Source organism: Streptomyces sp. NPDC092952, assembly GCF_044754785.1.
Classification (GTDB): Bacteria; Actinomycetota; Actinomycetes; order Streptomycetales; family Streptomycetaceae; genus Streptomyces.
The window spans coordinates 14,015-39,151 of record NZ_JBIVPT010000023.1 but is presented as its reverse complement, the minus strand read 5'-3'; the positions used below and the strand labels follow the sequence as shown (position 1 = coordinate 39,151).

The following is a 25,137-nucleotide window of genomic DNA, read 5'->3' as shown; positions in this document are numbered from 1 at the left end:
AGGTTTTCGTCCGGTTCCGCTCCGGGCAGGAGCGGAACCGGACGAAAGCCGCCTTCGCGTCCCTCGTGTCGCGGAACCTCCGATCAGCCGGACCGCTGGACCAGCCACTGGTGGACGGCGAGCGCCGTGGACTTTGCGTGTTCGTCCAGCATCGTGAAGTGGCTGCCGGGAACCTCGAGCCGGGTGTGCTCCAGCGGCCACTCCGGCCGCCACAGCGGTCCCGACCTGTCACCGAGCACCTCGAAGAGGGGTCCCTCCGAAGCCGCGCCCACGAACAGCGTCGGGGTCGACACCGGGCGGGGCCGCCAGCCGTCGAACAGCTCCGCGTACCGGGCCATCGCGGTGAGCTGCTCGTCCTCGACGGGCAACTGCGGGAACCGACTGGTCAGCCAGTGGGCGATGGTGGCCATGCCCCCGGCGACATCGTCGTCGGGCCGCCCGGGGGAGTCGAGCAGCACCAGCGCGACCGGGGCGGCTCCGGCGGCCTCCAGCCGCCGCAGCACCTCATGGGCGGCCCACCCGCCCGATGAGTAAGCCACCAGCGCGAACAGGCTGCCGGCGAAACGGCGTTGCAGGAAATCGGCCTGGAGGTCCATCGCCGCGTCCAGGGTCCCCGGCAGCGGTTCGCCCGCGCCGTAGCCCGGCACACCGGCTGTCCAGACGGACCGCAGACCACGCAGCGCGAGGGCGAACCGGAGGTACTGGTGCGCCCCGGTGGGAGCGACAAGCGACGGCAGGCAGACCAGCCCGATTCCGTCCGCGCCGTCGGCCAGATGCAGGGTCTCCGGCTCCCGGCCGTCCGCGCCGGAGGCGAAGGCGGGCCGCAGCCGCGCGGCGGCCGTCAGCAGGGAGCTGCTCAGGGCCGGGTCACCCGACCCCGCCAGCGTTGTGAACAGCGAGCCGATGGACGCGGCCGACGGCCCCCGTACGGCATCGGGGTTTGCGTCCTTGCCGCTGTCCGGCAGCCGGGCCCCGGTCAGCGCGTCCACCTCAGCGCGCTGGTGCTCCAGCAGGTAGGCGCCGAGCCGGTCCACCGAGTCCTCCTCGAAGAGCAGAGCCGAGGACAGCTCGCCCAGATCCTCCCGGAGCGCGTTGGCGAACTGGAGGACCAGGATCGAGTCCATCCCGTACGAGGCGAAGGACGTCCCCGGGTCGATCTTCTTCGCCGGTATCCGCAGTGTCTCCGCCGCCTTGTCCGTGAGATAGGCGGCCAGGAGCGAAGCCCGGGTCGCGGCGGGGGCGGGGGGGACGACGGCCGGGGCCGGGGTGGGGGGCGCGGGGACGGCCGCGGTGGGCCGCGGTGGCACGGTGGCCGCGCGGGCCCGCGCGGCCACCCGCCGGTGCGCGACACCGTCGCCCTCGGCCGCCAGGATCTGCTGGCCCAGGTCGCGGGCGTGCGGCAGCAGGGAGACCACCGAGGAAAACCCCTCGCCGTGCAGCACCTCCCGCCAGGTCTCCGGCGCCAGCGCGGGCGAGCCCGGCACACGCAGCGGCACATCCTCGGACAGCCACCACCCCTCGAGCAGCCCGAACGTGAGATGGCTGAACACATCGAAGGCGGTCAGCTCATTGAGCAGCAGCCAGCCCTTGTCCCGCAGCGCCGACTTGGCGTTGCGCAGCGTGTTGCGCATGTTCCGGGTGGCGTGCAGGACATTGGCGGCGATGACCAGGTCGTAGCCGCCCTCCGGGATGCCCTGCCCCGCGAGCGGTTGCTCCACGTCGAAGCGCCGGCAGTCGAGGTAGGGGACATCCGGACCGAACCGGGCCTGGGCGCGGTTCAGGAACGCCTTCGACAGGTCCGTGTACGTGTAGGTCTCGACACTGTGCCAGTACGGGCGCAGCGCGGCGAACATGCCGACGCTGGTGCCCCCGGTGCCCGCCCCGATCTCCAGTATCCGGATGCGGTGACCCGGGTTCCTCCGCAGCAGCTCCGAGACGATACCCGAGGCGGCCGACGCCATGGTGCGGTTGAAGGTGTCGGCCACCCGGTTGTTCCGGTAGCAGCCTTCCACCAGCTCCACCGAGCCGCGCGGGAAAATGCTGTCCGTAGCCGGGACACGCCCGATGAGAATATGCGGCAGCTCCTTCAACGTGGCGTCGACCAGGGCGAGTTCCGCCCTCTTGTCGGGATCGGCGGACCAGCGTTTGCACTGCTCGGCCCACCGCTGTCCGAGAACATCGAGAGGCCGCGCCCGGTCCGGTACGACCCGCAGGGCATGGGCGAGCCACATCGTGTACCGCTCGTCGATGCCGCCGCGCTCACGCGCCGCCGCCGGATCGGCGGGGGCCGGCTCCCCCGGCCGCAGCACACCCAGCGCCTCCAGATGGGCCCGCATCAGCTCGGCGAGCAGCGGATCACGCTCGGTGCGGCGCCAGTCGGCCACGCTCCGTAGGAAACACTCGTCCCCGTCGGCGAGGTCCGCCGGGGCCAGCGCCGCCCCGGACGGCACACCCATGGGCGAACGCTCGTACACGGTCGTGCGCAGCGTCATGTCGATTGGCTCGATCGCCTCCGGATCAGTCATCTTGACGAAACTCACCTGCGGCTGGGGACCGCCGAGCAGGGTGGCGAGCGAGACCATCGCCTCCGGCGGTTCGATCGACAGCAGGCCCCACCGCGCCATGCTCTGCCGGTGGAACGCGGAGACGACGCTGCCGGTCGATCCCCACCAGCCCCAGTTCATCACCTTCACCGGGCAGTCCAGATGAGTGGCCAGCAGACGCGCGTAAGCGTCGGAGAAGGCGCAACCGGCCGCGTAGTTGCTCTGCCCCGCCGCCGTGACGAACGACTGGAGCGAGGAGAAGAAGACGACGAAGTCGAGCGGCTCCCCGGCGAAGACCCGTGCCATGGCGACGCTGGTGTCGGTCTTCGCCGCCAGGCCCGCCCGGAAGTCGGCCTCCTCCATGGTGGCGAGGCCGCGGTCGCGCAGCACCAGGGCCGCGTGGACGACACCGTGGATTCGCCCGTACCGGGCCTTGATCTCCGCACAGGCCGCGCGCAGCGCCTCGGGGTCCGTGGCGTCGGCCGAAAGATAGCTGACCTCGCCGCCGGGTCCGGCCGCCCGGGTCCGCGCCTCGATCGAGGCGTCCTGCGGGCGGCGGCCGATCCACACCACTCGGGCGCCATGGCGCTCCACCACGTGCCGGGTCCACGCCTCACCGAGGCCGCCCGCGCCGCCGATGACGACGTAGACACCGCGCTCCCGGTACGGGGCCACCGTCGGCCGCTCGGTCGCGCACGGCACAAGCCGCCGGCGCAGCCACTGGCCCGAGCGCCGCGCCCAGGTGCCGCCGGTGGACCGCGCGGGAAGGTCCGTGAAGGCGTTCGGACCGTCGGTGGTCCCGAGGTCGAAGCGGCGGACCTCCCAGTGGCGGTATTCCTGCGCGAGCGAGCCGAACAGGCCGTGCAAGGCCGCCTGGGCAGGCCGGATCTCCTCGGCCGGATGGGTGGCTTGGGCGCCGCGGGTGACCAGGGTGACGCCGAGTGGACGGGCGTCCTGACCGGTGAGCAGCAGTGCCTTGACCATCCGGAAGGCGGCGAGGACGCCCTGTTCCTGGGCGGCGGCGAAGGCGGCGGTGTCCGTCGGGTGCGGCGCAGTGTCCGGGGCGACCCACAGCAGATGTCCGACCGGGCCGCCGGGCCGCAGCGCGGCGGCGTTCTCCTCGACCGACGCGCTCGGCGCAAGCCGCCATGCCCGCGCCCCGGGGCAGCGCCGGGCGATCTCGGCGAACTGCCGGTCAGAGGCGCCGACGACCAGGGTCCGCTCCGGCAGCGGCGCGGGGGACACCCCGAGGTCCTCTTCCGGCACCGGCTCCCACACCGGGGCGAACAGCGAGGGCACGGGCTCGGGCACGGCCCGCGAGGTGTATCCGGTCATCCGTACCAGGACCGCCCCCGTTGGGTCGACCAGGTCGATGTCGAGCCTGCTGAGCGCGTCCGGCCCCTCCCGACCCGGCGCGGTACGGACCACGGCCCACATCGCGTCCACGCAGGGGCCGTACAGCTCCAGCGCGTCCAGGGCGAACGGCACCATCACCGCACCGGGCGGGGTCTGCGCACCGTCGAGGTCCAGCGCCGCCGACGCCTGGATCGCCGAGTCGAGCAGCGTGGGATGCAGACCGTACGGATACGGCTCACCCGGTGCCGCCGAGAGACGGGCGACGACCAGGTCCGGCCCCACCCGGGCCTCCTCGATCGCGCGCAGGCTCGGCCCATGGGTGATGTCCTTGGCGGCGATCGCCTCGGCGATCCGCGCGCCCGGCACCCGGACCGGGCAGCCCGCGCGCAGTGCGGCCAGGTCCAGCGGGGCCGGACGCGGGGAGGCGGAGGGCAGCACACGTCCCTCGCAGAACGGGTCCGTGCCGTCCGTCGCGGAGGCCACCCGGAAGGCGACGCCGTCGCCCTCCGGCCGCACCGTGACATCCACCGCCAGCGGAGCGCCCTCCACGACCAGCGGGCGGACCCAGGTGACGTTCCGCAGGGTGACCGGGCTCGCGGTGTCCGTGCCGAGGGCACGGGCGGCGACCTCACGGGCCAGCTCCAGATGGACCACCCCGGGCAGGACCCGCTCGCCGCGCACCAGATGGTCGCGCAGGAAGCTCTCCTCGCCGGTCAGCTTCGCTGTGCCCCGTACGGCGCCTGGTTCGCCCGGCACCGGGCCCGTACCGACCAGGATTGGATGGCGGGGCTCCAGGGGCGCGATCCGGTCGGACGCGGCCTCGGTGAAGGCCGGCCCCGGCAGAGGGCTTCCGCCGACCCAGTGGCGCTCGCGGGCGAACGGGTAGGTGGGCAGGGGGACCCGGCGCGGCCCCTTACCCGGGAAGATACGGGCGGGGTCGAGCACCGAGCCCCCGACGAACAGCTCGGCAAGCACGGTGAGGTCCGCGGCGCGGGTGAGGGCCGTCCCGGTGGCGCAGCGGCGCAGCGCCTCCTCGGCGTCCGGCAGCCCTGCTCCGGCGGCCTCCCCGGTGTGCGCCTGCGGCCCGTCGATCCCCTGGTCCAGGACGTCCAGCAGTTCGTTGCGGTCCCTTACCACGCAGGCGAAGCGGTGGGCGAAGTGCTCGCGTCCGGCGGCGAGCGTCCAGGCGATGTCACCGCAGTCCAGGGCGGTCTCCCGGCGCAGATGCGCGGCCAGACGCGTCACCTGCTCTTGGAGCTGCTCACGTGAACGCGCCGACAGTACGACCAGATGGGCCGGGCTCTGCGGACGCGGCCGGGACACCGCCGGCGGCTCCTCCAGGACGAGATGCGCGTTGGTGCCGCTGGCCCCGAAGGAGCTGACCACACCGCGTCGCGGGGTGCCCGAGGGCTTCGGCCACGGGTGGGTGCGGGTGCTGGGATAGAAGGGGCTGCCGTCGAACTGCACGGCGTTGTTGGGCCGTTCGAAGTGGAGCGAGGCCGGGATCTGGCCGTGCCTCATGCCGAGGAGGACTTTGAAGACGGCGGCGACACCGGCGGCGGACTGGGTGTGCCCGAGGTTCGTTTTGACCGAACCGAGGGCGCAGAAACCGGATTTGTCGGTGCCCTTGCGGAAGGCGCGGGTCAGCGCCTGGAACTCGATCGGGTCACCGAGCCTCGTGCCGGTCCCGTGGGCCTCGGCGACCTGGATCGTCTCGACATCGACGCCGAACCGGTCGTACACCTCGCTCAGCAGCCGTTCCTGCGAGAGCGAGCTGGGGGCGGTGATGCCGTTGGTCGCGCCGTCGTGGTTGGTGCCTGAGCCCCGGATCACACCGTGGATGTGGTCGCCGTCGGCGAGTGCGTCCGCCAGCCGCTTGAGGACCAGGACACCGACACCCTCGCCCGGTACGAAGCCGTCGGCGCGGTGGTCGAAGGCGTGGCAGCGCCCGGTCGGCGAGAGCATCCCGGCGCGTCCGGCGAGGTCGTACAGACGCGGGGAGGTCTGGACGTAGACACCGCCGGCGAGGGCCATGTCCGTCTCGTCCGACCAGAGGTCCTTGCAGGCCAGGTCGATCGCGACCAGGGAACTGGAACAGGAGGTCTCGACCGAGATGGCCGGTCCCTTCAGATCGAGGAAGTACGAGGCGCGGGCCGGGATGAAGGACGCCATGTTCCCCCAGAACGCCTGCGCGGGCGCGTCCTCGCCGACGAGCTGCTGGTAGTCGCCGTCCCAGCAGCCGACATACACACCGCAGGTGCGCTCGGCGACCGCGCGTCCTGCGTAGCCCGCGTCCTCCAGGGCCTTCCAGGACTCTTCGAGCAGCAGCCGCTGCTGCGGGTCCATGACGGCGGCCTCGACCCCGGAGATGTTGAAGAACAGCGGGTCGAACTCGTCGATACGGTCGAGGAATCCACCGCGGGTGCAGCGCGGCCTGCCGGTGTCGTCGGCCGCCGGGAGGGGCCAGCGGGTCGCCTCGCCGATCAGGTCGTCACCGGCCGCCAGATGCTTCCAGAGCTCCTCCAGGGAGTCGGAGCCGGCGAACCGCCCGCTCATGCCGACGACCGCGATTGGCTCACGGCCCCCCGCCTCCGGAGCCGGGCCCTCGGCCTCGACCTCGGCCGCCGGAGCGGGCCCGGCGGCCGGCGGGGCGTCCGGGACGGGCAGCGTGATGGCCGTGCGGTGCTCGTGCAGCAGATGGGCGATCAGGCGGTCGGCCGTGCTGTGGTCGTAGATGACGCCGGTAGTGAGATCGAGGCCCAGGGTCTCGTTCAGTTCGTGGACGAAGCGGACGCCGAGGATGGAGTCCAGCCCGTAGTCGGCGAACGCGTGGCCGCTCGCGACCGCCCCGGCCTCCATGGCCAGAGCGTCGGCCAGCTTCTCCAGCACGACCTGCCGGACCCGTTCGTCGAGCGGCGGCGCGGGCCGCGCGTCCGCCACCGCGGGCGCCGGTGCCGGGCGGCCGGGCCGTGCCGCGGATACGGCTCCGGGTACGAAGGGGGCGGCTTCCCGGACGTCGGGCACCCCGGGAGCGGCTTGGTGGTGGACGTCGGACACGAAGGGCGCGGCCTCTTCGACGCGTAACCCCGGGGAAACGGTGGGCGAGTCGGGTGTGCCGAGAGGCTCGAGGTCGCCGGCCCAGTAGCGGTCGTGGGCGAACGGATAGCTGGGCAGCGAGATCCGGCGGGGCGTGTCCGGACCGTGCAGGGTGTACCAGTCCGGAGCCACCCCCTGGGTCCACAGCTCCGCGAGTTCCGCGAGCTTCCCCTGCCTGGCCAAGCGGGCCACCAGCAGATGCCCGAGCTCCTCGTCGGCCGCGAGTTCGGCGACGGCACTCCGGGGTTTACCGACGGTGCCCCGGTGGACGCCGGGAGTGTCCGTTTCCCCGTTCAGGTGCGCGCGCAGCGCGGCGCGCAGTCCGGACACCGAGGTGGCGACCAGGGCGAGGCGCTCTTCCCGGTGCTCCCGCCCGATCTGGAGGGTGAAGGCGATGTCGGCGAGACGCTCCCGCGCGCCCGCGCCGTCCAGATGCTCCGCCAGACGGGCGGCCTGAGCACGCAGCTGGTCCGGGGTGCGCGCGGACAGGACGACCAGGTGTTCGGCGGTGGCCCGGTCGGCTACGGGCTCTGACACGTGTTCCTCCAAGACGACATGTGCGTTCGAGCCTCCGGCACCGAACGACGAGACCGACGCCAGACGCGGGCGGTCGCCCGGCCAGTGGGCGAGGCCACGCTGGACGAAGAACGGGGTCTGTTCGAGGGCGAGGTTGGGGTTGAGTTCCTCGGCGTGCAGGCTCGGGGCAAACTGCCCGTGCCGCAGTTGCAGGACGGCCTTGGTCAGTCCGGCGATGCCGGCGGCGGCTTCCAGGTGCCCGATGGACGACTTGACGGAGCCGAGGGCGCAGAAGCCCCGGTCGTCCGTGTCCGCCGCGAAGGCCAGGGTCAGACCGGCCACCTCGATCGGGTCACCGAGTTCGGTGCCGGTGCCGTGCGCCTCGGCGTAGCCGATGTCCCGGGCCGAGACACCCGCGCGGTCGAGCGCGTCACGGATCACCTCGGCCTGGGCCGTGGGACTCGGCACCGTGTAACCGTGTGTGCGGCCACCGTGGTTGACGCTCGTGCCCCGGATCACCGCCAGCACCCGGTCGCCGTCGGCCAGCGCCCGGGAGAGCGGCTTGAGCAGCACCGCGCCCACACCCTCGCCCGGTACGAAGCCGTCACCGCCGCTGCCGAAGCTGCGCAGCTCGGGACCGGTCGACAGCATGTTGGAACGGCACAGTTCGATGTAGTCCAGCGGGTGGAGATACAGATTCACCCCGCCTGCGATGGCCGCCTCGCAGGAGCCCTGGTACAGATGCTCGCACGCCTCGTGGATCGCGGTGAGGGATGCCGAGCACATCGTGTCGATGGTCAGACTCGGCCCGTGCAGATCAAGGACGTGCGAGGTCCGGGAACTCAGCGACGCGAACGACAGCGCCGGGACCACCGTCTCGCCCGAGGGCAGTCTGCGCGCGCCGTAGCGGGCGTGGCCGGACTTGGTGACACCGGCGAAGACCCCGACCCGGCCGCCATGACGGCCGCCGAGTTCCCCGGGGGTGTAACCGGCGTCCTCCACGACCTCCCAGGCCGCCTGGAGGAACAGCCGCTCCTGCGGGTCCATGGCGTAGGCGTCCCGGGGGGCGATCCGGAAGAACAGCGGGTCGAAGTCCGCGAAGCCGTCGAGGAACCCGCCCCATTTGCTGTAACTGCGCCCGGTGGCGATCGCCTTGGAACGGTCCGGCTCGTAGAAGCCTTCCCTCGGCCAGCGGTCGGCCGGGATCTCACCGATGCGGTCGCGCCCCGCCTTGAGGTTCTCCCAGAACGCGGTGAGGTCCGGGGCGCCCGGGTAGCGTCCGCTCATCCCGATGACGGCGATGGGCTCCCGCCGCCCGGCGGGCGTGGCGGGCAGCGGCCGGGGCTCGGACGGCGCCGGCCCCGAGTCCCGGGTGGGCTCGCCGGACCTGCCGTCGGTATCACGCGGCCCGTCCTGCGCAGGGGTGAGGTGCCCGGCGATCGCCCGGAGCGTCGGAAGCTCGTAGAAGAGGGTCTTCGACACCTCTCCGTGTCTGAGGGCCAGCTCCTTGTTGAGCTGCACCACCATGATCGAGTCCAGCCCCAGGGTGTGCAGCGGCGCGTCCGGGTCGATGTCGCCCGGTGGGACCTTGGTGACCTCGGCGAAGAGACCGGTGAGGCCGCGCAGCGCCTCCGCGGCGGTGCGCACGGATGTCGCCGGTGCTTCTGTTGCGTTCCGCACGGCGGTTGCCGGTGAGGGGGTGACAGGGATCCGGTCAAGGTCTCCGTGGTGGATCCAGACCTGCCCCTCGCCGTCCAGCCGCCAGGCACGGACCAGCGCGTCGATGCCGTCCGCGGAATCCATCGGGGCCAGGCCCCGGCTCTGCCGCAGACGCTTCAGGACGGCGTCGTCGACGGTCATTCCGCCCTCGCGCCACAGCGGCCAGGCCAGCGACAGGGCGCGTCCGAAGCGTTCCCCGGCGGTGGCACGCGCGTTGCGTCGTACGGCGAAGGCGTCGAGGAAGGCGTTGGCGGTGGCGTAGTCCGCCTGACCGGGATTGCCGGTGACCGCCGATCCGGAGGAGCACAGCAGCAGGAAGTCCAGGGGCGCTTCGCCCACCGCGCGGTCGAGGTGGACGACGGCGTCCGCCTTCGGCGCGAGGACGTCCGCCCACTCCCGCTCCGTCTTGCCTACCAGGGCGCCGTCGCGCACCACCCCCGCGCAGTGCACGATCCCGTGCGGGCCCCCGTCCCGCTCCCGGACGTCCTCGACGAGGTGGCGCACCTCCTCCCAGCGGGAGACATCCGCCCGCGCGTACCGGGCGGCGGCCCCCGCTGCACGCAGCTCCGCGAGGAGCGCGTCGATCCGCGCGTCCCGGGGCGAGCGGCCGGCCAGGACCAGCCTTGCGCCGGCGACGTCCCGGGCGATGGCACGGGCGATCACCGCACCGATGCCGCCCGCGCCGCCGGTGATCAGATAGACGCCGCCGTCGCGCCACGGTCCGGAGGCGTCGTCCCCGGGCGCGGGCTCGGCCCGCTCCCAGGTGAGGACGGAGCGCACCGCGTCCCGCTGGAGGACGACCTCGTCCCCGGTGGCCCGCGCGTTCTCCGCCACCAGGGCGGCGAGCGCCGGGCCGTCCGGCCCGTCGCGACCAGTGAGGTCGAGGCCGATGAGCTGCCCGGTGAGGGTGGGGTCCTCCGCCGCCGCGGTACGCAGCAGACCGGCGAGGGCCAGATGAACGATGTCGTCGCCACCGATGGGCGCCACCACCTGGACCAGCGTGCGGCCGGCCGAGGTGTCGGCGGCCAGCTCGCGCACGGTCTCGAAGACCTGCCGGGAGACAGCGCCGAAGCAGCTGTCGAGGCGTTGTGCGCCGGTTTCGGCCGTCGCCCATCGCACGCCCGTCACCTGGCGCTCGGCGGATTCCCGCGCGGCGGCGAGCGCCCCGCACAGGATCACCACATGGCGCTCCGGCCGCTGCGGGCCGCTCGTGGGCGCGGGCTTCGGCTTCCAGCGGGGGACCAGCAGCGCGGTGCCGCTCCAGGCCCGGCCCGGGTCGTCCGGCCGCTCCGGCGCGGCACCCGGGATCCAGTAGCGCTCACGGGCGAAGGGATAGCCGGGCAGCCGCACCCGCCGGGGCGCCGACGCCCCGTACAGCGGCCGCCAGTCCACGGCCGCCCCCGCGGTCCAGCGGGCCAGCAGACGGACCGGGTCGCCGTTCGGCACCAGGGGTACGGAATCGGTGACCGGCCGGACGGCACTGCCCCTGGCCCCGTTCCCGATGTTCTCGTCGGCCTTTGTGAAGTTCCGCAGACGGTCGGTGAGTTCACGCAGCGATCCGACGACCCAGCCGACGCGCTCGGCCATCGCCTCCCGTCCGGACTGGAGGGTCCAGGCCAGCGCGCGCAACGACGGCGGCTCGGGCGTCCGTTCCAGATGGGCGAGCAGCCTGTGCGCGACCTGGCTCAGTTGTCCTGGGGTACGAGCCGACAGCGGGACGATCACAGGGGTGTCCTCGGCGTCCGGGTCGGGCAGGGTGCCCGGGGTGTACTCCTCGACGACCACATGGCAGTTGGCGCCGCCGAAGCCGAAGCTGCTGATCCCGGCCCGCCGCGGGACCGAGCGGCGTCGCCAGGGCTCGTTCTCGCGCCCGACGCGGAAAGGGCCTCCTTCGAGTTCGAGATAGGGGTTGAGGTCCGCGCAGTTACGGGTCGCCGGGATGACACCGTGCTCCAGGGCGAGCAGCACCTTCAGCAGCCCGGCGACACCTGCCGCCGCCTCCAGATGGCCGATGTTGGTCTTCACCGAGCCCAGCACGACGTCCGCCAGGGGGGTGCTGCCGAGCCGTTTGTAGGCGGTGCGCAGCGCGCGTACCTCGACGGGGTCGCCGAGCACGGTTCCGGTGCCGTGGGTCTCGATGTAGTCGACGGTGTCCGGCTCGATGCCCGCCATCGCCGCCTGGACCAGCTCGGCCTGGGCGTCCGCGTTGGGCGCCGTCAGGGAGTTGGCGCGGCCGCCGTGGTTCTCGGCGCTGCCGACGAGCACGCCGAGGATCGGGTCACCGTCCCGCTCGGCGGCGTCGAGCGGCTTGAGCACCAGCGCGCCGACGCCCTCCCCGCGCACATAGCCGTCCGCGTCCCGCGCGAAGGTCCGGCACCGGCCGGTCGGGCTCAGCATCCCGGCGCGGTGGGCGCTGACGAAGGTGTCCACACTGAGCAGGAGATTGACCCCGCCGGCGATCGCCAGATCGCACACGCCGGAGCGGATGGCCTCCAGCGCGCGGTGCACGGCGACCAGGGAACTGGAGCAGGCCGTGTCCACGGGCTGGCTCGGGCCCCGGATGTCGAGGATGTACGAGATCCGGTTGACCAGCATGGAATGGGCGTTGCCGGTGGAGGTGAACGCGTCCGGTTCGACGCCGTGGGTGGTGAGCAGAGTGGCGTAGTCGGTGCCCGAGACACCGAAGTAGAGCCCGGTGTTCCTCGGTAGTCCGGCCCGGGTGTACCCGCTGTCCTCGATCGCGCTCCAGACCGTCTCCAGGGCGAGCCGGTGCTGGGGGTCCATCAGCTCGGCTTCCCGCGGGTAGATCTGGAAGAAGCCGGCGTCGAACGCGTCGACATCGTCGACGACACCCGCGTGGCGCGGGAAATCGGCCTTCTCCACGATCCGCCGGTAGGCGTCGTCGTAGCGGTGGACGGGGAACTCCGAGACGCAGTCCCGGCCTTCGACGAGCCGCGACCAGTAGGTGTCCAGGTCGGGTGAGCCGGGGAAGCGCCCGGCGGCACCGATGACGGCGATGGGCACCGGCCCGTCGCGGCGTTCCGGGGCACGGCTCTCCCGGCTGGTCGCGGCGGACGGAGCCGGCTCGGTCACAGCCGTCCGCGGTACCGGAGGCATCGACGGGACCGGCGGTTTCGAGCCTTCCCGCGCGGTGTCGAGCCGGTGCCCGAACTCGGTGACCAGATGGCGGCCCAGCCGGTCCAGCGTGGTCAGATCGAAGAAGACCGCGGGGGTCAGCTCGACACCGAGCGACTCCTTGATGAGCGTGCTGAACGCGACGAGCGAGATGGAGTCGAAGCCGAAGGCGTCGAAACCGGTGTGGACATCCAGTTCCTCGGCATCGAACTTCAGGATGTCCGCCGCGATACGGCGGAGTTCACCGACCGTGAAGGCGACCAGCGCCCCGCTCTCGTCCTCGGGCGGTTCCGGAGGGCCGGACGCGAGCGCCCGCTGCTCAGCGACGGCAGGCACCGGCGTACTGCTGCGCTCCGCCTCTGTGCCCGCGGTCTCCGTACCGCCCTCGCCCCACCGCACGCCCACCAGTTCGGCCAGGACCCGGCCGTCGCGGTCCGCCAGCCGGACCCGGCCGCCGGGGGTATCGGGCCGCGTCGGCAGGTCGAGGAACACCTGGGCCACGTCGTCGCCGTCCCGTGCGTCACCGAAGAGACGTATGTCGTCGATCCGGTACGGGACTTGCCGTGCCCAGGCGGGTTCACCGGCCCGCCTGGCGAAGAGCTGGACACCATGGGCGATCGCCGCGAGGACATGCGGGGCGATACTGGTGTTTCTCCGGGTGTGATCCCGGCGAAGCTCCGGGACGGACACATCGAGGACGAGCTGTCCGTCCGGCACCCAGTGCGCGCCGTGCACCCCGCACAGCAAGGGGTCGGGGGTGATGCCGCCCTCGGCCAGTTCGGCCAGCACCTCCTCCCGGTCCAGGGCGCGCGTACCGTCGCCGCCGAGCCGCACGGTGTCCGGCGCGGCCCGCCGGTTGTCCGGGTACACCGCGAAGTCGGCGACCGGGGTACGCGCTCCCGTCCCGTCCTCGCGGAACACGGCCCCGACGGCTTCCTCCCGGCCCCGGACGGTGACCGTGGTGACCAGACGGGCGGTGGCGTCCCAGGGGACCGGGCCGTACAGGCGCAGGCCCTTGACGCGCGGGGTGCCGGTGAGTCCGGAGACCTTCCCGACGGCGAGCGCCAGATCGACGGCGAAGGTCGGGACGATGCCCCGCACCTTGTCCTGCGGGCAGCCGTAGTCGGCGAGGTCGTCGAGGTGGACGTCCAGACCGTAGCGCAGCCCGTCGATGTCGGAGTGGTTGGCCCCGAGGAACGGATGCGGTTTCCCGCTCAGGGCCAGCGGCGCGGTGACGTCGGGTGCGCCCGGCTCCGGGTCCACCCAGCACCGTACCCGCTCGAACGGGTAGGCCGGCAGCGAGATCCGCCGGGGCGGGCGGGCGCCGGTGAGCGGGGCCCAGTCGACGCCACCGCCACCGGTCCAGGCGAGGGCCAGTTCACGGGCGGCCGAGGCGCGCGGGCCGGTAGCGGTGAGCGCGGCGGCCTGGTCACGGGCACCGGCCAGATAGCGGTCGACGGCCGCGACGGCATCGGCGAGGTTCCGGGCCAGGAAGGCCCAGCGGCACGGCAGTTCGTTCTTGCCGACCCGGAGCGTATGGGCGATCGAGGGCAGGTCTGCCTCGTCCGCCGCCGCCAGGAAGTCCCTGAACCGCCGGAGCGAGGTCTCCAGCACGGTGTCGGTCATCGCGGAGAAGACGAACAACTCGGGCCCGTCCGGCCGCGGTGCCCGGGGGGCGGTCCGGTCGATGTACTCCTCCACGACGATGTGCGAGTTCATACCGCCCGCGCCGATGGAGGTGATACCGGCCCGCCGTGGATGGACGGTCGTGGATCCGTTCTCCACCGTGACTGCCGGTTCCCACTCGGTGCGTTCCCGCTGCACCCGGAAGGGCGTGTCGGCAAAGGAGATGTCGGGATTCAGCTGCTCGCTGTGGAGCGAGGGGACGAGGGTGCGCTTCTTGAGCTGGAGGACCACCTTCGCCAGGCCGGCCATGCCGGCCGCGTGCAGCAGGTGTCCCATGTTGGACTTGACCGACCCCAGGGCGCAGAACTGCGTGTCCCGGGTGTACTTGCCGAACGCCGTGGTGAGGGCCCTGACCTCGATCGGATCGCCGAGCGAGGTGCCGGAACCGTGGCCCTCCACATAGCTGATGGTGCGCGGGTCGACGCCGGCGTCGTCGATCGCCTTCTCGATGGCACGGGCCTGCATCCGCGGGTTGGGCACGGTGAACCCGTTGCGCACACCGGCGTTGGTGATCGCGGTGCCCTTGATGACGGCGTGGATCCGGTCACCGTCCCGCTCGGCGTCGATCAGCGGCTTGAGCACCACGGCGCCGACGCCCTCGCCGAGGATGGTCCCGTCCGCGCCGAGCCCGAAACTCCGGATGACATCGGAGGTCGAGGTGGTGAAGTGCTCGTGTGAGGAGGTGATGAGGTTGTACGGGTGCAGCAGGAGGTTCACCCCTCCGGCGACTGCCATCCGGCACTCGCCGGCCCGCAGCATCTGCACAGCCTGGTGCACACACGTCGACGAACCCGAGCACATGGTGTCGAGGAAGATCGACGGCCCGGTGAACCCGTAGAAGTACGACAGCATGTTGGGCAGCGTGCCGGTGTAGCTGCCGGTCGCCGGGGCCCCGCGGGCCAGGCTGTTCTGGAAGCCGTAGAGACCGTAGTGGTTGCTCATGGAGCCGACGAGCACGCCGACGTCGCCCTGGTATTGGCGCTGGATCGTCTCGCGGGAGTACCCCGCGTCCTCCAGCGCCTCGACACCGGCCCGCAGGAAGAGGCGGACCTCCGGTGACATCCGTTCCGCCTCGCGCTTGGAGACCCGGAAGTATCGGGGGTCGAAGGTGTCGATCTCCCCGAGGAACGTCCCGGTACGGATGGCGCTCCTGCCGGGGACACTGCGCTCGCTGCTGTAGATCGTGTCGTGGTCCCAGCGCTCGCGGGGCACCTCCCGGAAGAGGTGGCGCCCTTCTTCGAGGACCGACCACAGCTCGTCCAGGGTCTCGGCGCCGGGGTAGGCGCCGGAGATACCGATGATCGCGATGTCGTGGCGGTCGTCGGACGAGGCGGCGGCCGGGGCCCCGGCCGCCGCGGCCCGGACCTCCACCGGTGCCAGGTCCCGGCGTACGGACGCCTCAACCGGCCCGGGGACGGCCGACGGTTTGGGCTCGGCTGACGCTCCGGACACGGCGGACGGCTCGGTCTTCGCCACCGGCTCGGGCGTCCGCTCCGGTGCCGCGCCGAAATGGGATTCAAGCGCCGCCCGGTGCTCCTCGACGAGATAACCGACGACGCCTTCGATGTCGAGGTACTCGAAGAAGAGCGTCTTGGGCAGCGGCCCGGTGACCTCGCTGAGCCGCTCGGTGGCCTCCAGGATGGCCAGCGAGTCGATCCCGTAGTCGACCAGGCCGACGGTGGTGCCGAGGGCCGCCGGGTCGTGGTGCAGCACCTCGCCCAGCACCTGCTTCAGCACCTCCGTCGTACGCGCCACCAGGTCGTCCCCGGAGAGCCCGCCCGGGGCCCGGACGGGCGGGGCGGGCACCGCGGCGGGCGCGGCCTGCGGCTCGGCGGTGAGGGAGGCGTCGGCGCCGTACGCGAGGACGAGGTGCTCCGGCGAGTCGAGCAGCGCGCGCCCCAGGACCCGCAGACCGTCCTCCGTGGGCAGCGGCTCCCAGCCGCGCTGCCGGCGCATCGACGCGAGGGTCACCTCGTCCATCGTCATCCCGCCGTCCGCCCACAGCGGCCAGCTCACCGCCACGGTCCGGCCGGTCCGCTCCCCGGCGTCCACCAGCGTCTGCCGGTGTCGGGCGAAGGCGTCCAGGAAGGCGTTGGCCGCCGCGTAGTCGCCCTGGCCCGCGCTGCCGTACACCCCGGCGACGGAGGAGAAGAGCACCAGGAAGTCGAGGGCGAGGCCGCGGGTGGCCGCGTCGAGGTGGAGGACACCGGCCACCTTCGGCGCCAGCACCTCCGCCACCTCGCGGGGGTCCTTGGTGAGGAGATAGGCGTCCCGCAGCGTCCCCGCCGCGTGCACGATTCCGTCCAGCGACCCGTGCTCGCGCACGATGGTGCGGACGGCGCGCTCCACGTCCTGCGCGCTGCCCGCGTCGGCGGCGAGGTAGCGCGCGTCGACCCCGGCCGCGCGCAGCCCGGCCAGAGCCTCGTCGGTCGCCGCCCCGGCCGGGGTCCGGCCGCTGAGCACCACGGTGACACCGTCCTGCCGGGCGAAGTAGCGGGCGACGTTCCGGCCGAGGCCGCCGAGGCCCCCGGTCAGCCAGTAGACCCCGCCCTTCTTCAGCGGCGGGACCTCCGGACCGGCGGCGGGTTCGACGGCGACCGGACGCCAGGTGCGGCGGACGCCGTCGTCGCTGCGACGGATCTCGGCGTCGGCGACGACGGGATCGGCGGCCTCCTGGCGCACGATCTCCGCGATCCGCCCGGGCGGCGCGGTGCCGAGGCCGGCGACCCGGACCACCCGCCCGGACACGGACGGGTTCTCCAGGTGCAGGGTCCGGAAGAGGCCGACGAGCGGCGCGTGGCAGAAGCGCGGCACCCGGTCGTCGACCAGTACGAGGAAGCGGTGCGTTCCCCTCGGTTTCGAGCGCAGCAGTTCCTGGATCCGCCCGAGGACACGGTCCAGTACGACGGTGACACCGTCCGCCACGGCGTCGAGGGGGACGCCGGGCAGGGCGGTGAAGGGGAGGCCGGTCGCACCGGACAGTCCGGAGACGAACGGCTCGGGCATCCCGGCGACGAAGCCGTGCACCGTGCCGGGCTCGGCCGTGCCGGCGGGCGCAGCCTCCACCCAGCGCGAGGTGGCTGCCACCACGCCCGGTCCGGTGGGGGCGGACGGCCCGGCGGGTTCCGCCGGTTCGGTGACGGTCCGCTGCGCGAGACCGCGCAGCCGGGCCAGGACCGTGCCGTTGCCGTCGCACAGGTCGATGTCGAAGACGGCGAGCTCCTTGCCGCCGCGCCGGTGGCGGACCCAGGCCCAGACGGCGTCCCCGCACGTGCCGTGGACATCGAGGCGGTCAAGGGCGAGCGGCAGCGTCAGCGCCTGCTCCGCCCCGGGGTTCAGGGCGGACCGGAGGACCAGCGACGCCTGGAGCGCCGCGTCCAGCACGCTCGGCGGCAGCGCCACCGCGATGTCCGTCGCGGGCCGCTCGATCCGCGCGAGCAGTTCCCCCGACCCGAGGTGGATCCCGGTGAGTCCGCGCAGGGCAGGCCCGTACCGCAGACCCGCCTCGCGGAAGCCCGCGTACACCTCGGCGGGGTCGCGGCGAGCGGCGCAGGACGCGCGCAGCGCGTCGAGGTCGAGCGTCTCGCGCTCCTCCGCCGGGCCGACCGAGGCGATGCCCCGGCTGTGCACCACGGCGGCGCCGGCCTCCTCGTCCCCGGTACGGATCTCGTACCCGAGGGCGCCGTCGTCCCCGGGGGTGAGCACCACCCGAACCTGGAGCGGCTGCCCGTCCGCCACCAGCGGGCGCAGCCAGGCCGTGTCGGTCAGCCGGAGTGCCGTGGCGGCCGGGTCCTCGTGACCGGTGGCGTACGACACCGCGGCGCGGACCATCTCCAGCTGGGCGGCGGCCGGCAGCACCCGCGCCCCGTCCACGCGGTGGTCGTCGAGGAACGGCTCGTCGCCGGTGAAGACCGAGGTATAGCGCTGTTCGCCGAGGCGGGAGGTGTTGCGGTGCACGAGGGGGTGGAGCGTGCCGGTGGTCGTGGCGTTCTCGTTCTCGGGGCGGGTCCGGAACCAGTGGCGTTCCCGGGCGAAGGGGTAGCCGGGCAGCCGCACTCGGCGCCCGTGGGGGTGGCCCGGCAGCGGGGACCAGCCCGTCTCGCCGCCCTCGGCCCACCGCCGGGCGGTCTCCGACAGCTCGGCGAGACCATCCGTGTCCGGTGCCCCGGTACGGTCGTGCGCGGCGGTGTCGCTCAGCATTCCATCCGCGAACTCGCCCAGAGCGAGCAGGAGTTGCCGTCGGTCCGTCACCACGAAGGCGACCCGCGCGGGCATCGGCTCACGGCCGGTCCGGAGGGTGTACGCGATATCGGCGAGGCGCGGCGACGCACCGGCCGGAGTATCGGCGGTGGAGGACGCGGTCAGAAACGTGTGCAGGTCCTTCGCCACCCGGCGCAGGCGCTCCGGGGTACGTGCCGAGAGGGGTACGACACAGGCGCCCGGCTCCTCGGCCCCGCAGTCCGGCCGGTCGCCGGGCAGATGCTCCTCCAGGACGACATGAGCGTTGGTCCCGCCGAAGCCGAAGGAGCTGACCCCGGCACGCCGGGGCACCGGGGCGGCGTCCGGACCCGCGGGCGGCTCGGCCCACGGCTCGGTCTCGCTCACGATCCGGAATGGACTGCCATCCAGCTCGATCAGCTTGTTCGGCTCGGTGAAACCGGCGGTCGCGGGGAGCACCCGTTCCCGGAGGGCGGCGATCACCTTGACCATCCCGGCGACGCCCGCCGCGCCCTCCAGATGCCCGATGTTGGTCTTGACCGAGCCGATGCCGATGGTCCTCGGCACGGGTTCCGTGCCCTGCGCCCGGTGCAGCTCGCGGAAGGCGCGCTTGAGCGCGAGCACCTCGATGGGGTCGCCGACCGGCGTACCTGGACCATGGGCCTCGATATAGGACACGGTCTCCGGACGGATGCCTGCCCGGGTGTAGAGCCCCTCGATCAGGCTCGCCTGCGCGACCGGATTGGTGACGGTGAGCGAATTCGTCCGGCCGCCGTGGTTGGTGGCGACGCCCCTGATCACCGCGTACACCGGATCGTCGTCGGCGACCGCCTGTGCCAGCGGCTTCAGCAGCAGCACTGCGCCGCCCTCGCCGCGCACATACCCGTCGGCCCCCTGGTCGAAGGCCCGGCAGCGGCCGGTGGGCGACAGCATGCTCGCCTGGCTGAAGGCGACGAAGTGTTTGGGCGACCAGCACAGATTCACCCCGCCGGCCAGGGCCAGCGCGCAGTCGCCGTTGCGCAGCGCGGACACCGCCTCGTAGACCGAGACCAGCGAACTGGAGCACGCGGTGTCATTGGTGATGCTGGGGCCCTGGAAGTCCAGGTGGTACGAGATCCGGTTGGAGATGATCGAGTACGCGGTGCCGGTGGGGAAATAGGCGTCGGTCCTGGCCCCGTCGCGTTCCATCAGTTCCGCGTAGTCGGCGTGGCAGACCCCCATGAAGACGCCGGTCCGGGTGCCCGCCAGCTCGCCCGCGCGGTAGCCCGCGTCCTCGATGGCGTGCCAGGCCAGTTCCAGGGCGAAGCGCTGCTGGGGGTCCATGCTCGCCGCCTCGCGCGGGGAGATGCTGAAGAAGGCGGCGTCGAAACGGTCCGCCTCCTCGATGAATCCGCCCCAGACGCTGTTCGTCTTCTCGGCGCCTCGCCTGGGGCTGCCGAACCAGCGCTCCTTGGACCACCGTTCGGGCGGCACCTCGGAGATCAGCGACCGGCCCGCGACCAGATGCCCGAAGAACTCCGGCAGGGTCTCGGAGCCGGGCATCCGCAGTGCCAGCCCGATCACTGCGACGCCGTCCTCGGCCGGAACGTACGCGCGCGTGGTCATCGCCGCCCTCCGGGAAGGAGTAAGGACCCGCGGCGGTCGATCACCGTGGTCAGGTTCATCTGGGCGTCCGATGGAATACGCATGGGGCCGTTCCCGTCCGTCACGAACTGCTGGTTGAGCAGGGCGGTCGAGAGAAGCAGGACGAACGCCTGGTCCTCCTTGGTGCTGATCCCGTCCGGGGGAGTGGCCAGGACCTTGCGGACCAGCCGCTCGGCGAAGACCGGGTCGATACCGTCGATCTTCTTGAGTTCCCGCTCCGAGAGAACCAGCTCCAGATAGTCCGGCCGGTGCTCCTGGAAGGCGACGCCGCCCGGGGCGCGGTAGGGCTGCTTGCGCCGGGAGAGCGGATCCGCCGGGAGGAGTCCGCGGAACGCCTCCTTGAGCACGGCCTTCTCCTCCCATCCGTCGTCGAAGCGCAGATTGACCGAGGCGGCGGCGCGCACCACGGCCGGGTCGAGGAACGGGCAGCGGTTCTCCACCCCGTGGGCGAGCCCCATCCGCTCCCCCTGGCTGGACAGCAGATAGCCGGCCAGCAGGGTCCGGAACTCCAGCCACTGCGCCTTCTGGGTCGGGGACAGGCCGGCATAGCCGGGCGTGTTCCCGACCAGCGCGAGCAGATCGGCGAACGGCTCGGTGCGGTCCTGGAGCAGCCGCTGGGCGAACCGGCCGTTCTGGTAGCGCAGCTCATGCGAGAACAGCCCCGGCAGCCGCTCCTCGGAGAACTGGCTGAGCAGCCCCGCCACATGGACCCGGTGCTCGGGTCCGAAGTGGCCGAGTTCCGGATGCAGCACCGCGATCCGGCGCTGCCGCTCCTCGGGGGAGAGGCCGTTCCAGGAGGCGCGCAGCATGGTCTCGCGGAACAGCGAGTAGCCGAGGAAGGCCTCGTCCGCGCCTTCTCCGCTCAGGATCGTCTTGATCCCGGCGTCGCGTACGTGCCGCGACAGCAGGTACATCGGGACGAGGGCCGTACGGAAGACGGGGAACTCGGCGTGGTGGACGGCGGCGGGGAAGTTCTCCGTGATGTCGGCCGTGGAGATCGTGATGGCGGAATGGCGGGTGCCCAGGTAGTCCGCGACGGAGTGCTGGCTGCCCGACTCGTCGAGGGCCCGGTCCTCGAACTCCACGGAGAAGGTGCGGACCTCGTGGGAGGAGAGGTCGGTGGCGAGCCTGGTGACGACGGACGAGTCGAGGCCGCCGCTCAGATAGACCCCGACCTCGACATCGCTGCGCAGCCGTACATCGACGCTGGTGCGCAGGGTGTCGCGCACCAGCTCGGCCGCCTGGGCCGCCGTACCGGTGAACGGCTCGGCGGTGACGGAGAGTTCCTCATACGTGTGCACCGCGGGCCGGCCCCCGCGGAGGGTGAGGAAGCTGCCGGGGGGAAGCTGGCTCACCCCCTTGAACGGGGACCGGTCCGGCAGCGGGGTCCAGATCCCGAAGACCGTCTTCAGCTCATGGGGGTCGAGTGCGAAACGGAAACCCGGGACGGCGCGGAACGCCTTCATCTCCGAGGCGAAGAGGAACCCGCCGGGGCCGCTCGTGTAGAACAGCGGGCGCTTGCCGTACCGGTCGCGGGCGAGGAGGAGTTCGTCGGCGACGGCGTCCCGGACGGCGAAGGCGAACGCCCCGTTGAACCGGGTCAGGCAGTCCGGCCCCCACTGGATCCATGCCTGGAGGACGACCTCCGTGTCCGACCGGGTACGGAACGGCCGGCCGAGCCCGCGCAGTTCCTCACGCAGCTCGATGTGGTTGTACAACTCGCCGTTGAAGCAGATCCAGTAGCGCTCCGTGGCATCCGACATGGGCTGCGCACCCGTCGCCAGATCGACGATCGCCAGCCGCACGGTCCCCATGGCGAGACCGTCGTCCAGGTAGTAGCCCACCTCGTCGGGTCCGCGGTGGCGGATCTCCGACAGCATGCCGGCGACGACCTCGGGGCGGGGCTCCGCACGGGGCGAGGAGGGGACGTACCCCGCTACTCCGCACACGGGGCGCCTCCCGGCGTACCGCTGCGGTCCATCCGGTCGGCCACGAACCTGTCGATCGCCTCCAGCGAGGCCGGGACCTCCAGCAGGAACTCCGCGCTCTCGATCTCCAGCGAGAATTCCTTCTTCAGGAAGGACATCAGTTGGACGTATCCGAAGGAATCGATGATCCCTTCCTTGAAGAGATCGCTCTGCGGTGTCACGTCGTCACCGAAGTCGATCAAGAACTGTTCTTCCACGAACCGAATGATTTTGTCCGTCCTGGTCACTGACCCATTCCTTGTCATCACGGGGACGTCGCGCGGCGCCCGCGGGGGCGTGCGAGAAATCCGCCGGGCCGCGCGATGGTCGCTGGGAGAGTGCGACTGCGCCATCACTCATCCGTATCGATCGTGGCGAATACCGCCGACGAGATCGGTCGGCGGTCCGGAATTAAATGGCCGCCCCTCATCCGGTGTCCCTTCCCATTGACCGGCCGCGGTCACACTAAATTTCACTATCAATGGTTCCGCTGATGCCGGTCAAGCGGAACTTATTGATGGACTGGATCGCTTCGTACGATTCAATGGAAACAGCTACATAAATTCACGTTGCCTGGGTAAAGTCATGCGGCAGCGAAGTTCGTATGTCCTGCGGGAGGTTTTCATGAAGATCGGTGTCATCGGCGCCGGGAATATCGGCGGCAACCTCACCCGGCGGCTCAGCGCGCTCGGTCATGAGGTGTCCGTGGCCAACTCGCGCGGCCCCGGGACGCTGACCGCCCTGGCAGAGGAGACGGGCGCGACCCCCGCCACCGTCACCGACGCCGTCCGCGACGCCGAGGTCGTGGTGGTCGCTCTCCCCCTGAAGAGCGTGCCCGACCTGCCCTCGGGGCTCTTCGACGGCGCGTCCGGCGACCTGGTCGTCATCGACACCGGCAACTACTACCCCAGGCCCCGCGACGGCCGTATCGCCGGCATCGAGGACGAGGAGCTGACCGAGAGCCGCTGGACCGAGCGCCAGCTCGGCCGCCCGGTCGTCAAGGCGTTCAACGGCACCTACGCGGAGGACCTGTTGAACGCGTTCCGCCCGGCGGGCTCGCCCGAGCGGCTCGCCCTGCCGGTCGCCGCCGACGACCCGGCCGCGAAGAAGACCGTCCGGGCCCTCATCGACGAACTGGGCTTCGACACCGTCGACGCGGGCTCCCTCGACGACTCCTGGCGCCAGCAGCCGGGCACCCCGGTGTACGGGCTGCAGGCCGGCGCCGACGCGGTCGCCCGAGCGCTGTCCGAGGCGTCCCCCGAGCGCCCGGCGGAGTTTCGCGGCTGAACCCGCCTTCGGGGTGGAGAACGCCGAGGTCTTCGCCGCGTGGCCGGACGGCCTCATCGGCCCGGTCGTCACCACGTGACGCGCATGCTCTGCAGGCCGTAGACGATGTCGTTGCGCTTGAACTCGGACTGCGCCAGCGGTTCGGCCAGCCGGAGCTCCGGTATGCGGTGCAGCAGCGTGGACAGCGCGACCTGGAGCTCGATCCGGGCCAGGTGCTGGCCGATGCACACATGTGCGCCGAAGCCGAATGCCAGGTTGGTACGGACCTGTCGCCCGAGGTCCAGGGTGTCCGAGGACGGGAACACGCTCTCGTCCCGGTTGCCGGAGGGGACTGCCGCGACCAGCCACTCGCCTGCCTTCACCTCGGTACCACCGATGGTGACGTCCCGGGTCGCATAGCGGAGCAGGCCGAACTGGATCACCGACAGATAGCGCAGCAGCTCCTCCACGGCGGTACCGATCAGGTCCGGATCGGCCCGCAACTCGGCCAGCTTCCCGGGGTTCTCCAGCAGCATCAGCATGCCCAGCGTGATCATGTTGGCGGTGGTATCGTGCCCGGCGACCAGCAGCAGCACGCTGAGCGTGGCCGGCTCGCCCACTTCCAGCGGCCGGTCGGTACCGTTGCTCCGGGCGATCAGCCGACTGAGCAGATCGCCCTGTGGTTCGGTGATCCGCTGCCTGATCAGCTCGCCGAGATACGCCTCCAGCCGCTGGCTGGCCGCGCCCCGGCTGACCTCGTCCGCCTCGAAGCTCATCAGCACCTGGCTGTCGAGCTGGAACATCTCGTGGTCCTTGTACGGCACCCCGAGCATCTCGCAGATCACCTTCGAGGGGATCGGCAGGGCGAAGTCCGGCACCAGATCGGCACCGGCCCCGGCGAGCATCGCGTCGATGTGCTCGTCGGTGATCTTCTGGACGTAGGGTCGTAGCGCCTCCATCTTGCGGACCGTGAACTCCCCGATCAGCAGCCGACGCAGCCGCGCGTGCTCCTGGCCGTCCAACTGGATCATGAAGCCGGGAAGCGGCTCGTGCCCGTCGTACGACGGCAGCATGTGGTCCGAGCCGGCGGCGCGGGAGCTCAGACTTCGGTCCGCGAGCATGTGCCGCATGTCCTCGTACCGGCTGATCAGCCAGGCGTCCATTCCGGCAGGACAGTGGACCAGCGTCATGGGTTCCTCGGCGCGCAGCCGGGTGTAGATCTCATCGGGGTCGAAAGGGCAGGATTCCGGTCTGCCGACCGGGAAATCGGGAATCTTAACACCGGCGGAACGGTGAATGTTCGTCATGGTGAAAAGCTCCAGAACGGCGGGGTCGCTGGGATTTCCAGCGTCCGTGGTGGTGTGAATCCTGAGTGAATTCCGATATTCCTGCGGAGGCGTCCTGGCTACTGCTGATGAGTCGGCCGGCACAAGTCAAACTCATTCTGTCGATCTAGCGCATCGCACTCTGCGATCCAGTCCGGCCGCAGCGCTTGATGGACCTAGGCGATCCAATGCATCGAAATAATCATCTTGACCGTGAGAATGTGACTCCTCGATAGTGTGAGAGCAATCATTCGACGTGAAAAGGTGGTCCGGCATGACACAGGGCCTGCGTGTGCTCGTCAATGAGTTTCTGCGGCGGCTGGAGGCGTACGACTTTTCCGGTGCCCTGGCGCTGTGCACCGAAAAGGCCGTCGTATGGCAGAACGACGGTGAGGGGGAGGTGGCGATGAGTGACCGCCTCGACCATTTCAAGTCCTTTGTCACCAACGTCGACTCCCTCCGGTACGAGGTGACCCGACAGGTTCACAACGGGAGCGAGCTTTTCCAGCAGCATGTGCTGCGCCTGAATCTGGCCGGCGGTTCCTCCGATGAGGTCCACGCCGTGGTGTATTTCCGGTTCGAGGACGATCACATCGACCGGATCGAGGAGTACGTCTACACCGCGCCGGAGAAGAACGGGCGATGACGCCGCCCACGGCGGACACT

The 25,137-nt window shown here is 71.5% G+C and carries 6 protein-coding genes; 2 read left to right on the top strand and 4 right to left on the bottom strand.

The window, feature by feature from the left end; all coding sequences use genetic code 11:
* Positions 1 to 83: 83 nt before the first annotated feature.
* The 3 genes from ACIQGQ_RS32905 to ACIQGQ_RS32895 are packed head-to-tail and all read right to left on the bottom strand — an operon-like array spanning position 84 to position 22,098.
* Positions 84 to 19,874 carry an SDR family NAD(P)-dependent oxidoreductase gene (locus ACIQGQ_RS32905; RefSeq protein WP_402402985.1) on the bottom strand — a complete coding sequence of 6,597 codons (19,791 nt, stop codon included), beginning with the start codon at positions 19,872 to 19,874 and terminating at the stop codon, positions 84 to 86.
* Positions 19,871 to 21,862 carry an asparagine synthase (glutamine-hydrolyzing) gene (gene asnB, locus ACIQGQ_RS32900; RefSeq protein ID WP_402402983.1) on the bottom strand — a complete coding sequence of 664 codons (1,992 nt, stop codon included), beginning with the start codon at positions 21,860 to 21,862 and terminating at the stop codon, positions 19,871 to 19,873. The genes ACIQGQ_RS32905 and asnB overlap by 4 nt, the downstream gene beginning before the upstream one ends.
* Positions 21,850 to 22,098, bottom strand: a complete 249-nt coding sequence (locus ACIQGQ_RS32895; protein ID WP_402402980.1) for an acyl carrier protein — start codon at positions 22,096 to 22,098, stop codon at positions 21,850 to 21,852. Before ACIQGQ_RS32895 ends, asnB begins: the two co-directional genes overlap by 13 nt.
* A gap of 406 nt (positions 22,099 to 22,504) precedes the next feature.
* On the opposite strand from ACIQGQ_RS32895, the gene ACIQGQ_RS32890 reads away from it, so the two are divergent.
* Positions 22,505 to 23,167, top strand: a complete 663-nt coding sequence (locus tag ACIQGQ_RS32890; protein ID WP_283855560.1) for an NADPH-dependent F420 reductase — start codon at positions 22,505 to 22,507, stop codon at positions 23,165 to 23,167.
* Positions 23,168 to 23,235: 68 nt separating this feature from the next.
* Here the strand turns inward: ACIQGQ_RS32890 and ACIQGQ_RS32885 are convergent, their stop codons facing one another.
* On the bottom strand, positions 23,236 to 24,453 hold the full coding sequence (locus ACIQGQ_RS32885) for a cytochrome P450 (RefSeq protein ID WP_402402978.1): 1,218 nt from the start codon (positions 24,451 to 24,453) through the stop codon (positions 23,236 to 23,238).
* Positions 24,454 to 24,745: 292 nt separating this feature from the next.
* Between ACIQGQ_RS32885 and ACIQGQ_RS32880 the strand changes: the two genes are divergently transcribed.
* Positions 24,746 to 25,117, top strand: coding sequence for a nuclear transport factor 2 family protein (locus tag ACIQGQ_RS32880; protein WP_402402975.1), 372 nt, complete (start codon positions 24,746 to 24,748; stop codon positions 25,115 to 25,117).
* The last annotated feature ends 20 nt before the right edge of the window (positions 25,118 to 25,137 follow it).

Bases quoted from the DNA above. Each gene is read 5' to 3' on its own strand.
- ACIQGQ_RS32905 (WP_402402985.1), bottom strand. From the start codon at position 19,874: ATGACCACGCGCGCGTACGTTCCGGCCGAGGACGGCGTCGCAGTGATC.
- ACIQGQ_RS32890 (WP_283855560.1), top strand. From the start codon at position 22,505: ATGAAGATCGGTGTCATCGGCGCCGGGAATATCGGCGGCAACCTCACC.
- ACIQGQ_RS32885 (WP_402402978.1), bottom strand. From the start codon at position 24,453: ATGACGAACATTCACCGTTCCGCCGGTGTTAAGATTCCCGATTTCCCG.
- ACIQGQ_RS32880 (WP_402402975.1), top strand. From the start codon at position 24,746: ATGACACAGGGCCTGCGTGTGCTCGTCAATGAGTTTCTGCGGCGGCTG.